The organism is Pseudomonas sp. B21-056 (genome assembly GCF_026016325.1).
Lineage (GTDB): Bacteria > Pseudomonadota > Gammaproteobacteria > Pseudomonadales > Pseudomonadaceae > Aquipseudomonas.
Genome location: NZ_CP087203.1, coordinates 5,343,755 through 5,356,201 on the forward strand (window position 1 = coordinate 5,343,755; position 12,447 = coordinate 5,356,201).

Genomic DNA, 12,447 nt, shown 5'->3' on the forward strand with positions numbered 1-12,447 from the left:
GAGTCGGGACCGGTTGGCCTCGCTTCAGCAAATTGGGTATGTGACAGTCGGTGTTTTGCGCGTCAGTCGAACTTTCGGTTCACTTCGTCTTCACACACCGCAATCTGGTGCCCTTTCGGGTCAGCAAATTGCTTGGGTGTTATATGGTCAAGCCTCACGGGCAATTAGTACAGGTTAGCTCAACGCCTCACAGCGCTTACACACCCTGCCTATCAACGTCGTAGTCTTCGACGGCCCTTCAGGGAGCTCAAGGCTCCAGTGAGATCTCATCTTGAGGCAAGTTTCCCGCTTAGATGCTTTCAGCGGTTATCTTTTCCGAACATAGCTACCCGGCAATGCCACTGGCGTGACAACCGGAACACCAGAGGTTCGTCCACTCCGGTCCTCTCGTACTAGGAGCAGCCCCTCTCAAATCTCAAACGTCCACGGCAGATAGGGACCGAACTGTCTCACGACGTTCTAAACCCAGCTCGCGTACCACTTTAAATGGCGAACAGCCATACCCTTGGGACCGGCTTCAGCCCCAGGATGTGATGAGCCGACATCGAGGTGCCAAACACCGCCGTCGATATGAACTCTTGGGCGGTATCAGCCTGTTATCCCCGGAGTACCTTTTATCCGTTGAGCGATGGCCCTTCCATACAGAACCACCGGATCACTAAGACCTACTTTCGTACCTGCTCGACGTGTCTGTCTCGCAGTCAAGCGCGCTTTTGCCTTTATACTCTACGACCGATTTCCGACCGGTCTGAGCGCACCTTCGTACTCCTCCGTTACTCTTTAGGAGGAGACCGCCCCAGTCAAACTACCCACCATACACTGTCCTCGATCCGGATAACGGACCTGAGTTAGAACCTCAAAGTTGCCAGGGTGGTATTTCAAGGATGGCTCCACGCAGACTGGCGTCCACGCTTCAAAGCCTCCCACCTATCCTACACAAGCAAATTCAAAGTCCAGTGCAAAGCTATAGTAAAGGTTCACGGGGTCTTTCCGTCTAGCCGCGGATACACTGCATCTTCACAGCGATTTCAATTTCACTGAGTCTCGGGTGGAGACAGCGCCGCCATCGTTACGCCATTCGTGCAGGTCGGAACTTACCCGACAAGGAATTTCGCTACCTTAGGACCGTTATAGTTACGGCCGCCGTTTACCGGGGCTTCGATCAAGAGCTTCGCGTTAGCTAACCCCATCAATTAACCTTCCGGCACCGGGCAGGCGTCACACCCTATACGTCCACTTTCGTGTTTGCAGAGTGCTGTGTTTTTAATAAACAGTCGCAGCGGCCTGGTATCTTCGACCGGCGTGGGCTTACGCAGCAAGTGCTTCACCCTCACCGGCGCACCTTCTCCCGAAGTTACGGTGCCATTTTGCCTAGTTCCTTCACCCGAGTTCTCTCAAGCGCCTTGGTATTCTCTACCCAACCACCTGTGTCGGTTTGGGGTACGGTTCCTGGTTACCTGAAGCTTAGAAGCTTTTCTTGGAAGCATGGCATCAACCACTTCGTCACCCAGAGGGTAACTCGTCATCAGCTCTCGGCCTTGGAATCCCGGATTTACCTAAGATTCCAGCCTACCACCTTAAACTTGGACAACCAACGCCAAGCTGGCCTAGCCTTCTCCGTCCCTCCATCGCAATAACCAGAAGTACAGGAATATTAACCTGTTTTCCATCGACTACGCTTTTCAGCCTCGCCTTAGGGACCGACTAACCCTGCGTCGATTAACGTTGCGCAGGAAACCTTGGTCTTTCGGCGTGGGTGTTTTTCACACCCATTGTCGTTACTCATGTCAGCATTCGCACTTCTGATACCTCCAGCAAGCTTCTCAACTCACCTTCACAGGCTTACAGAACGCTCCTCTACCGCATCACTTACGTGATACCCGTAGCTTCGGTGTATGGTTTGAGCCCCGTTACATCTTCCGCGCAGGCCGACTCGACTAGTGAGCTATTACGCTTTCTTTAAAGGGTGGCTGCTTCTAAGCCAACCTCCTAGCTGTCTAAGCCTTCCCACATCGTTTCCCACTTAACCATAACTTTGGGACCTTAGCTGACGGTCTGGGTTGTTTCCCTTTTCACGACGGACGTTAGCACCCGCCGTGTGTCTCCCATGCTCGGCACTTGTAGGTATTCGGAGTTTGCATCGGTTTGGTAAGTCGGGATGACCCCCTAGCCGAAACAGTGCTCTACCCCCTACAGTGATACATGAGGCGCTACCTAAATAGCTTTCGAGGAGAACCAGCTATCTCCGAGCTTGATTAGCCTTTCACTCCGATCCACAGGTCATCCGCTAACTTTTCAACGGTAGTCGGTTCGGTCCTCCAGTCAGTGTTACCTAACCTTCAACCTGCCCATGGATAGATCGCCCGGTTTCGGGTCTATTCCCAGCGACTAGACGCCCTATTAAGACTCGCTTTCGCTACGCCTCCCCTATTCGGTTAAGCTCGCCACTGAAAATAAGTCGCTGACCCATTATACAAAAGGTACGCAGTCACCCAACAAAGTGGGCTCCCACTGCTTGTACGCATACGGTTTCAGGATCTATTTCACTCCCCTCTCCGGGGTTCTTTTCGCCTTTCCCTCACGGTACTGGTTCACTATCGGTCAGTCAGTAGTATTTAGCCTTGGAGGATGGTCCCCCCATATTCAGACAAAGTTTCTCGTGCTCCGTCCTACTCGATTTCACTTCTAAGATCCTTTCGCGTACAGGGCTATCACCCACTATGGCCGCACTTTCCAGAGCGTTCCGCTAAAATCAAAGAAGCTTAAGGGCTAGTCCCCGTTCGCTCGCCACTACTAAGGGAATCTCGGTTGATTTCTTTTCCTCAGGGTACTTAGATGTTTCAGTTCCCCTGGTTCGCCTCTTGCACCTATGTATTCAGTACAAGATAACCATCTTGTGATGGCTGGGTTCCCCCATTCAGACATCTCCGGATCACAGTCTGTTTGCCGACTCCCCGAAGCTTTTCGCAGGCTACCACGTCTTTCATCGCCTCTGACTGCCAAGGCATCCACCGTATGCGCTTCTTCACTTGACCATATAACCCCAAGCAATCTGGTTATACTGTGAAGACGACATTCGCCGAAAATTCGAATTTCTCAATTACGAGAACTCACAAATTTTACCTTAGCCTGAACAACACCAGTGAAAGTGCCATCCAGTCTATCTTTCTATCACATACCCAAATTTTTAAAGAACGATCTAATCAAAAGACTAGAAATCAACACTCACCATCGTCGATGGAATGCTCATTTCTAAGCTTTCAGCAGCAGAAGCAGTTTATGGTGGAGCCAAGCGGGATCGAACCGCTGACCTCCTGCGTGCAAGGCAGGCGCTCTCCCAGCTGAGCTATGGCCCCATAACAAAATTGGTGGGTCTGGGCAGATTCGAACTGCCGACCTCACCCTTATCAGGGGTGCGCTCTAACCAACTGAGCTACAGACCCAATTTCGAGCTTGTAACTGTTAGCGTGAGCTATCAGCTTGGAGCTTAAAGCTGCTTCTATCGTCTTCTTCAATGAATCAAGCAATTCGTGTGGGAGCTCATGGAGCAGCTGCTGTCGTCGATTAAGGAGGTGATCCAGCCGCAGGTTCCCCTACGGCTACCTTGTTACGACTTCACCCCAGTCATGAATCACACCGTGGTAACCGTCCCCCCGAAGGTTAGACTAGCTACTTCTGGTGCAACCCACTCCCATGGTGTGACGGGCGGTGTGTACAAGGCCCGGGAACGTATTCACCGCGACATTCTGATTCGCGATTACTAGCGATTCCGACTTCACGCAGTCGAGTTGCAGACTGCGATCCGGACTACGATCGGTTTTATGGGATTAGCTCCACCTCGCGGCTTGGCAACCCTCTGTACCGACCATTGTAGCACGTGTGTAGCCCAGGCCGTAAGGGCCATGATGACTTGACGTCATCCCCACCTTCCTCCGGTTTGTCACCGGCAGTCTCCTTAGAGTGCCCACCTTAACGTGCTGGTAACTAAGGACAAGGGTTGCGCTCGTTACGGGACTTAACCCAACATCTCACGACACGAGCTGACGACAGCCATGCAGCACCTGTCTCAATGCTCCCGAAGGCACCAATCCATCTCTGGAAAGTTCATTGGATGTCAAGGCCTGGTAAGGTTCTTCGCGTTGCTTCGAATTAAACCACATGCTCCACCGCTTGTGCGGGCCCCCGTCAATTCATTTGAGTTTTAACCTTGCGGCCGTACTCCCCAGGCGGTCAACTTAATGCGTTAGCTGCGCCACTAAGAGCTCAAGGCTCCCAACGGCTAGTTGACATCGTTTACGGCGTGGACTACCAGGGTATCTAATCCTGTTTGCTCCCCACGCTTTCGCACCTCAGTGTCAGTATCAGTCCAGGTGGTCGCCTTCGCCACTGGTGTTCCTTCCTATATCTACGCATTTCACCGCTACACAGGAAATTCCACCACCCTCTACCATACTCTAGCTCGACAGTTTTGAATGCAGTTCCCAGGTTGAGCCCGGGGCTTTCACATCCAACTTAACGAACCACCTACGCGCGCTTTACGCCCAGTAATTCCGATTAACGCTTGCACCCTCTGTATTACCGCGGCTGCTGGCACAGAGTTAGCCGGTGCTTATTCTGTCGGTAACGTCAAAACCATCACGTATTAGGTAATGGCCCTTCCTCCCAACTTAAAGTGCTTTACAATCCGAAGACCTTCTTCACACACGCGGCATGGCTGGATCAGGCTTTCGCCCATTGTCCAATATTCCCCACTGCTGCCTCCCGTAGGAGTCTGGACCGTGTCTCAGTTCCAGTGTGACTGATCATCCTCTCAGACCAGTTACGGATCGTCGCCTTGGTGAGCCATTACCTCACCAACTAGCTAATCCGACCTAGGCTCATCTGATAGCGCAAGGCCCGAAGGTCCCCTGCTTTCTCCCGTAGGACGTATGCGGTATTAGCGTCCGTTTCCGAACGTTATCCCCCACTACCAGGCAGATTCCTAGGCATTACTCACCCGTCCGCCGCTCTCAAGAGGTGCAAGCACCTCTCTACCGCTCGACTTGCATGTGTTAGGCCTGCCGCCAGCGTTCAATCTGAGCCATGATCAAACTCTTCAGTTCAAACATCTTTGGGTTTTGAGAAAACCCTAAACTTGGCTCAGCAATCGTTGGTTACATCTTTGATTTCTCGCGGAGTAACTTGTGATGCTGATAATCTGTTGACTAGCAGTCTGACTCCACAAGCACCCACACGAATTGCTTGATTCAGTTGTTAAAGAGCGGCTGGCTGAGTCTTTCGTCTCAACCGAGGCGCGCATTCTACAGCGCCTGGCGTTACTGTCAAGCGGTTATTTTAAGAAGTTTTCAAAGTTTCCTTTTCAACTTCAACCACTTGCGCTTTCGATCTCTCGTCAGCGGGAGGCGAATTCTACAGCGTTACTCGCTGCTGTCAACACCTCTTTTTCACCGCTTTCGACCGAGAAGATCGAACCGTCAACCGAGCCAAACAACACGCCCCGCCAACTCCTTCCGGACTTCGATGAACTGAAGTCCTGCGCCGCCTTAAAACGTTTAACTCATTGAAACTCAAGGAGTTTTCCGCTTCGACTGCGCCGGAAGTGGGGCGAATTATAGAGACTCAGAATCTGCCGTCAACCCTTAATTACACTTTTGTTGCAGAGGAAACTTTCCTACCCATCAAACGGGGAATCCGGCGTGTTATCGAAGGAACCCTCAACATCATCAAGACAGCACCTATAAAGGCGTAAATAGCCCACTCCTTCAGATCCGCCCGCACGATCCACAGCATGTGCAGCAACCCAAGCCCGAGGATCAGATAAACCAGGCGATGCAGTTTCTTCCAGCGCACACCAAGGCGTCGCTGACTATATCGGTTGGACGTAACCGCCAGGGCCAACAAGCCGAGAAACCCAAGTACCCCGACGATGATGTAGGGCCGCTTGCTCAACTCGACACCCAACTGCGACCAGTCGAACCCCAGGATGAAAGCCAGGTAGCCACTCAGGTGCAGCACCACATAGGTGAAGCACCATAATCCGAGCTGGCGCCTGACCGCGATCCACCCCGCCCACCCCGTCAACTTCTGCAAAGGAGTCATGCTCAAGGTGATCAAGAGCAGGATCAGCGCACCCAGCCCCAACCGATCCACCAACACCTTGCCGGGGTCGGGCCCCAACGCATTCATCAACGCCTCGTAAAGCCAGAGCAGCGGCCAGATCGCCGCCGCGACGAAGACGCCAATCCGCCACACTGGAAAACGCATCAGTAGTCCTTCCTCAGGTCCATCCCTGCATATAAAGAAGCGACTTCATCCTGATAGCCGTTGAACATCAACGTATCGCGTACATTGGGACTGAACAGCCCGCTCGGCAGGCGACGTTCATGGGCCTGGGTCCAACGCGGATGATCGACCGTCGGGTTGACGTTGGCATAGAAGCCATACTCATCCGATGCAATACTTTGCCAGGTCGTCTTGGGTTGTTCGCTGACCAGGCTGATACGCACAATGGATTTCACACTTTTGAAACCATACTTCCACGGCACCACCAACCGCAGCGGTGCGCCGTTCTGGTTCGGCAACTCGCGCCCATACATGCCAACCGCGAGAATGGCCAGCGGATTCATCGCCTCATCCAGTCGCAAGCCTTCTACATAAGGCCAGTCGATCAAGGCGAAGCCGGAACGCTGGCCGGGCATGGTCTTCGGATCCTGCAGCGTTTCAAAACGGATGTACCTGGCCTTGGAGGTCGGCTCGACCTGCTTGAGCAACGCAGAGATAGGGAAACCGAGCCACGGAATGACCATCGACCAGGCCTCCACGCAGCGCAGCCGGTAGATTCGCTCCTCCAACTGATAAGGCTTCATGAAGTCTTCCAGCCCATAACGTCCCGGCTTATCGACCTCCCCATCCACCACCACGCTCCAGGGCTCGGTTTTCAAGGTTCCGGCATTGGCCGCCGGATCGCCCTTGTCGGTTCCGAACTCATAGAAGTTGTTGTAGTGGGTGGCGTCCTTGAACGGCGTGATCGGCTCATTCTTGACCGTCACCGCGCCCCACTGGGTAGACGGCAGTTTTTCGGCAAACCAGGACGGTGCCTTCCCAGGCTCCACGTCGGCATAGCGTGCCGCATCGGCAGCGCTCGCCCAACGGGGAAGGCTACTCAAGGCAAGGCCAGCCATGGATGCACCGAGCATCTGGCGACGGGAAAGATAGAAGGATTCGGCTGTTACGTCCGATTCACGGCAGTCGGACGACTTGGGGATCTTGATCAGCATGGCAACTCCGCAGTATTGGAGGGCAGGTGCACCAATAGACTGCGGAGTATGGGGGAAATTACATTAAGGCAACGTTTAGCGTCGGCGAAGACGCAGCAAATATTGCACCGGCCCGGAGGCGGCATAGGCGAGGAACACCAGCAACAGGATACGCGGCGGATCACTGAAGACCACCGCGAACACCAGCACCACCGCCAGGATCGCAACGAACGGCACGCGCCCCTTCAGATCCAGCTCCTTGAAGCTGTTGTACTTGATGTTGCTGACCATCAGCATCCCGGCCGCCGCGACCAGCAGCGCAACCAGGAAAGACATCTTCGAACCCTGGATGCCGTAATCGCTGAATGCCCAGACTACACCCGCGACAACGCCCGCAGCGGCGGGACTGGCGAGACCGATGAAGTAGCGCTTGTCCGCCTTGCCAACCTGCGTATTGAAACGGGCCAGGCGCAATGCCGCGCCCGCCACATAGATGAAGGCGACCATCCAGCCGACCTTGCCCATATCCCCCAGCGCCCAGCCGAACGCCAGCAAGGCCGGGGCCACGCCGAAGGCGACCATGTCGGACAGCGAATCGTACTCGGCGCCGAACGCGCTCTGGGTATTGGTCATGCGGGCCACGCGCCCGTCCAGGCCGTCGAGCACCATCGCGACAAAGATCGCAATGGCGGCGAAAGCAAAATACCGGCTCGCCCCCGCGCTGTCACCGGCACTCAATGCAGCCTGGGCGCTCATGGAGCTGATGATGGAATAGAAGCCGGCAAACAGGTTGGCGGTGGTAAACAGATTAGGCAGCAGATAAATGCCACGATGCCGGACCTTGCGGCCTTCAGCGTCATGACCTTCCTCGACGTGTTCATCGATGGGCAGCATGCTTTCGGCGTCAGGAGCCTGGTTTGGCTCGTCGGGACGTTCGCTCATGGACAGTACCTTGCAACGGTTTGAAAAAGTTCGACAGGTGTCTGGGCCAACGGTTCGGCCGCAAACGATGCAGCTTTATACCAGAAGCCGCTACCCAAACGAAAAAACGCGGCCGAGGCCGCGTTTTTCGATCAAGCTCGCGACTCAGTTCTTGGCTTTGTCGACGATCTTGTTGGCGCTGATCCAAGGCATCATCGAGCGCAGTTGCTCGCCGATGATCTCGATGCCGTGGGCAGCGTTGTTGCGACGCTTGGCGGTCATCGAAGGATAGTTGGTTGCGCCCTCGCTGATGAACATCTTGGCGTATTCGCCGTCCTGAATACGTTTCAGGGCATTGCGCATGGCCTGACGGGACTCGGCGTTGATCACTTCCGGACCGGTCACGTACTCGCCGTATTCGGCGTTGTTGGAGATCGAGTAGTTCATGTTGGCGATACCGCCTTCGTACATGAGGTCAACGATCAGCTTCAGTTCGTGCAGGCACTCGAAGTAGGCCATTTCCGGCGCGTAGCCGGCTTCAACCAGGGTTTCGAAACCGGCTTTCACCAGTTCGACAGTACCGCCGCACAGAACGGCCTGCTCACCGAACAGGTCGGTTTCAGTCTCGTCCTTGAAGGTGGTTTCGATGATGCCGGTACGACCGCCGCCAACGCCGGCAGCATAGGACAGGGCCACGTTCTTGGCGTTGCCCGAAGCGTCCTGGTAGATCGCGATCAGGTCAGGGATGCCGCCGCCTTTCACGAATTCGGAACGCACGGTGTGACCTGGTGCCTTCGGCGCGATCATGATCACGTCGAGGTCAGCGCGTGGCACAACCTGGTTGTAATGAATCGAGAAACCGTGGGAGAAGGCCAGGGTAGCGCCCTTCTTGATGTTCGGCTGGATTTCGTCGCGGTACAGCGCGCCCTGGAACTCGTCCGGGGTCAGGATCATGACCAGGTCGGCAGCGGCAACGGCGGAAGCCACGTCAGCCACTTTCAGGCCATGGGCTTCTGCCTTGGCGACGGTGGCCGAGCCTTTGCGCAGGCCGACGGTCACGTCAACGCCGGAATCCTTCAGGTTGCACGCCTGGGCGTGACCCTGGGAACCGTAGCCGATGATGGCGACTTTCTTGCCCTGGATGATCGACAGGTCGCAGTCTTTATCGTAGAAAACTTTCATGAATTTCCCCTATATCCGGCCGTTCAGGCCATTCGCTAATTTGGTTTAGACGCTCAGTACTTTGTCGCCACGGGCAATCCCGGTGACGCCACTGCGTACGGTTTCCAGAATCGAGGCAGTGCCGATCGATTGAATGAAGCTGTCGAGCTTATCGCTGGTACCGGTCAACTGAACGGTATAGACGCTGGCGCTGACATCGACGATCTGCCCACGATAAATATCGGTAGTGCGTTTGATCTCGGCGCGCTGGGCGCCGGTGGCCTTGACCTTGACCAGCATCAGTTCGCGCTCGATGTGAGCACTTTCCGACAGGTCCACGAGCTTGACCACCTCGATCAGCTTGTTCAGGTTCTTGGTGATCTGCTCGATGATTTCATCGTGGCCCACGGTCGTCAGCGTCAGACGCGACAAGGTCGGGTCTTCGGTTGGCGCCACCGTCAGGCTTTCGATGTTGTAGTTGCGCTGCGAGAACAGGCCCACTACGCGAGACAGAGCACCCGGTTCGTTTTCCAGAAGCAGGGAAATAATATGTCGCATGATTAGGTACGCTCCGTCTTGCTCAGCCACATATCGCGCATGGAACCGTCTTTGATCTGCATCGGGTAGACGTGTTCGCTGGTGTCGACCGAAATATCGATGACCACCAGGCGATCCTTCATGGCGAACGCCTCCTCCATCTTCGACTTCAGGTCCTTCGATTCGGTGATGCGCACGCCGACGTGACCATAGGCCTCGGCCAGCTTGACGAAATCAGGCAACGACTCCATGTAGGAGTGCGAGTGACGGCTGCCGTAGCTCATGTCCTGCCACTGGCGAACCATACCCAGCACGCCGTTGTTCAGGATCACGATCTTCACCGGCAAACCGTATTGCAGGCAGGTGGACAGCTCCTGAATGTTCATCTGGATGCTGCCCTCGCCGGTGACGCAGGCGACGTCGGCATCCGGGAAGCTCAAACTGATGCCCATGGCCGCCGGGAAACCGAAGCCCATGGTGCCCAGGCCACCGGAGTTGATCCAGCGGTTGGGCTTGTTGAACTTGTAGTACTGCGCGGCGAACATCTGGTGCTGGCCCACGTCGGAGGTCACAAAGGCATCGCCCTTGGTCACTTCGCAGAGGGTTTCGATCACGGTCTGCGGCTTGATCACGCTGCCGTCGCCCTTGTCGTAAGGGAACAGGCCACGGTCGCCACGCCACTCATCGACCTGCTTCCACCAACTGGCCACGGACTCCTTGTTCGGGGTCTCGCCGATTTCCTTGAGCATCGCGACCATTTCGGTCAGTACGCTCTCCACGGGACCGACAATCGGCACGTCTGCCTTGATGGTCTTGGAAATGGACGCCGGGTCGATGTCGATATGGATGATCTTGGCGTTCGGGCAGAACTTCGACGCACCGTTGATGACCCGGTCATCGAAACGCGCACCGACGGCCAGGATCACGTCGGCATGGTGCATCGCCAGGTTGGCGGTGTAGCTGCCGTGCATGCCGAGCATACCGATGAACTGACGGTCGGTGCCCGGGAAGGCGCCCAGGCCCATCAGCGTATTGGTGACCGGCAGGTTGAGCATTTTCGCCAGTTCGGTCAGCGGCGCGGAGCCACCACCGAGGATTACACCACCACCCGAATACAGCACCGGGCGCTTGGCCGCCAGGAGCATTTCGGCTGCCTTGCGGATCTGCCCGGAGTGGCCGCGTACGGCCGGGCTGTAGGAGCGCAGCTTGGCTTTTTTCGGGAAAATGTATTCGAACTTCTCGGCCGGGTTGGTCATGTCTTTCGGGACATCGACCACCACCGGGCCCGGACGACCGGATTCGGCCAAGTAGAAAGCCTTCTTCATGACCTCCGGGATTTCCGACGCGTGCTTGATCATGAAGCTGTGCTTCACGATCGGCCGGGAGATACCGATCATGTCGGTTTCCTGGAACGCATCGGTACCGACCATGGTGCTGGGCACCTGACCGGAGATGATCACCATCGGGATGGAGTCCATGTAGGCCGTGGCGATACCGGTGATGGCGTTCGTGGCGCCTGGACCGGAAGTCACCAACACCACGCCGGCCTTGCCGGTGGCGCGGGCGTAGCCGTCAGCCATGTGGGTTGCCGCCTGCTCATGACGAACCAGGATGTGGGTCACTTCCGGTTCTTTGAACAGGGCATCATAGACATGAAGAAGAGCACCGCCCGGGTACCCGTAGATATACTTGACGCCTTCGTCACGCAAGAAGCGGACGAGCATCTCACCGCCAGATAAAAGCTCCACGTTGTTCACCTCTAAAACGCCAGAATACCGACCCTCAGCAGGGGACGGGTCTTAATAGGTTTACTTCTCGGCAGAGCATGAGCGACGGTGGTCGCCGACTACGTCAGCACTGACTGAGCAAGTATTGGGATCGTCCCAAGTGTTGCGGGCCTTTCCCACCCAGCGCGAGGTAACGCGTTGCGGGTGTAACAGGTCGACGCGGATATGCGCCTCATGATCTGCCGAGTGGGCCTGCTTCTGGCAGTCCCTCTACAGCGGACTTTGGATTCTTCTGTTTCGCCTTCTGCAAGTCAAGTCGTCTATGTGCTTTATTCGAAGTAAGCGCATGAGAACGCAAGAAAAAACCTTTAAACGGCAACTGTGTTAGCTTCAATTGCGCAACCCATGACAAGGAAACAGCATGCGAATGTTCCTACTGACGGCCAGCCTGCTGGCTGGCCTGAGCCCGATGTGCATGGCCGGTCAGATCTACAAATGGGTGGACGCCCAGGGAGTCACCCATTTTGGCGCCCAGCCACCCGAAGGCCCAGGCGACGCGACCGTGATCAAGTCCTCACCGTCCGTCGGCAAACCGCCCGCGCCACCGCCGGCCGGTACCATCGGCGATCAAAAGGCCATTGACGAACAGGTCAAGCAGCAGGTTGCCGACCAGGAAGCCCAGCTCAAGGTTTTTTGTGAGCAGGCCCGGACCAACCTGGCGCAGCTGAAAAACAACCCGCGGGTTCGCGAGGACGTGGAGGGGGAAATGCGCCGTCTTACGGACGAGGAACGACGCCAGCGAATCGACGAAACGCGCAAGCAGATCGAGGAACACTGCCAGTGAT

The 12,447-nt window shown here is 55.7% G+C and carries 8 protein-coding genes, 2 tRNA genes and 2 rRNA genes; 2 read left to right on the forward strand and 10 right to left on the reverse strand.

All coding sequences use genetic code 11. The features are described 5' to 3' along the window. Positions 1 to 143: 143 nt before the first annotated feature. The 4 genes from LOY67_RS23235 to LOY67_RS23250 form a co-directional block, all read right to left on the reverse strand. Positions 144 to 3,035: ribosomal RNA gene (locus LOY67_RS23235) — 23S ribosomal RNA — on the reverse strand. Between the two features lie 245 nt (positions 3,036 to 3,280). Further along, positions 3,281 to 3,356, reverse strand: a tRNA-Ala gene (locus LOY67_RS23240). A 10-nt stretch (positions 3,357 to 3,366) separates the two neighbouring features. Beyond that, positions 3,367 to 3,443, reverse strand: a tRNA-Ile gene (locus tag LOY67_RS23245). A gap of 122 nt (positions 3,444 to 3,565) precedes the next feature. After that, positions 3,566 to 5,102: ribosomal RNA gene (locus LOY67_RS23250) — 16S ribosomal RNA — on the reverse strand. The 16S and 23S rRNA genes sit together here with 2 tRNA genes alongside, the layout of an rRNA operon. A gap of 135 nt (positions 5,103 to 5,237) precedes the next feature. Here LOY67_RS23250 and LOY67_RS23255 point away from each other — a divergent pair. Beyond that, a complete protein-coding gene (locus tag LOY67_RS23255) occupies positions 5,238 to 5,564 on the forward strand; it encodes a hypothetical protein (RefSeq protein ID WP_265064615.1) in 327 nt (108 codons plus the stop codon). A gap of 79 nt (positions 5,565 to 5,643) precedes the next feature. On the opposite strand, the gene msrQ is transcribed toward LOY67_RS23255, so the two are convergent. The 6 genes from msrQ to LOY67_RS23285 form a co-directional block, all read right to left on the reverse strand. Continuing rightward, positions 5,644 to 6,264, reverse strand: a complete 621-nt coding sequence (gene msrQ, locus LOY67_RS23260) for a protein-methionine-sulfoxide reductase heme-binding subunit MsrQ (RefSeq protein WP_265064616.1) — start codon at positions 6,262 to 6,264, stop codon at positions 5,644 to 5,646. Beyond that, positions 6,264 to 7,277, reverse strand: coding sequence for a protein-methionine-sulfoxide reductase catalytic subunit MsrP (gene msrP, locus LOY67_RS23265; RefSeq protein WP_265064617.1), 1,014 nt, complete (start codon positions 7,275 to 7,277; stop codon positions 6,264 to 6,266). The genes msrQ and msrP overlap by 1 nt, the downstream gene beginning before the upstream one ends. A gap of 75 nt (positions 7,278 to 7,352) precedes the next feature. Next, positions 7,353 to 8,198, reverse strand: coding sequence for a CDP-diacylglycerol--serine O-phosphatidyltransferase (pssA, locus tag LOY67_RS23270; RefSeq protein ID WP_053153452.1), 846 nt, complete (start codon positions 8,196 to 8,198; stop codon positions 7,353 to 7,355). 144 nt (positions 8,199 to 8,342) lie between these two features. Beyond that, the gene (ilvC, locus tag LOY67_RS23275; RefSeq protein ID WP_265064618.1) at positions 8,343 to 9,359 is read right to left on the reverse strand and encodes a ketol-acid reductoisomerase; all 1,017 of its coding nucleotides are present in this window, start codon (positions 9,357 to 9,359) and stop codon (positions 8,343 to 8,345) included. A 45-nt stretch (positions 9,360 to 9,404) separates the two neighbouring features. Further along, entirely contained in the window at positions 9,405 to 9,896 is a 492-nt protein-coding gene (gene ilvN, locus LOY67_RS23280) for an acetolactate synthase small subunit (protein ID WP_057450890.1), read from the reverse strand. 2 nt (positions 9,897 to 9,898) lie between these two features. After that, positions 9,899 to 11,623: an acetolactate synthase 3 large subunit gene (locus tag LOY67_RS23285; RefSeq protein WP_265064619.1), complete on the reverse strand. Its 1,725-nt coding sequence runs from the start codon at positions 11,621 to 11,623 to the stop codon at positions 9,899 to 9,901. 400 nt (positions 11,624 to 12,023) lie between these two features. On the opposite strand from LOY67_RS23285, the gene LOY67_RS23290 reads away from it, so the two are divergent. Continuing rightward, positions 12,024 to 12,446: a DUF4124 domain-containing protein gene (locus tag LOY67_RS23290; RefSeq protein ID WP_265064620.1), complete on the forward strand. Its 423-nt coding sequence runs from the start codon at positions 12,024 to 12,026 to the stop codon at positions 12,444 to 12,446. Position 12,447: the final 1 nt, after the last annotated feature.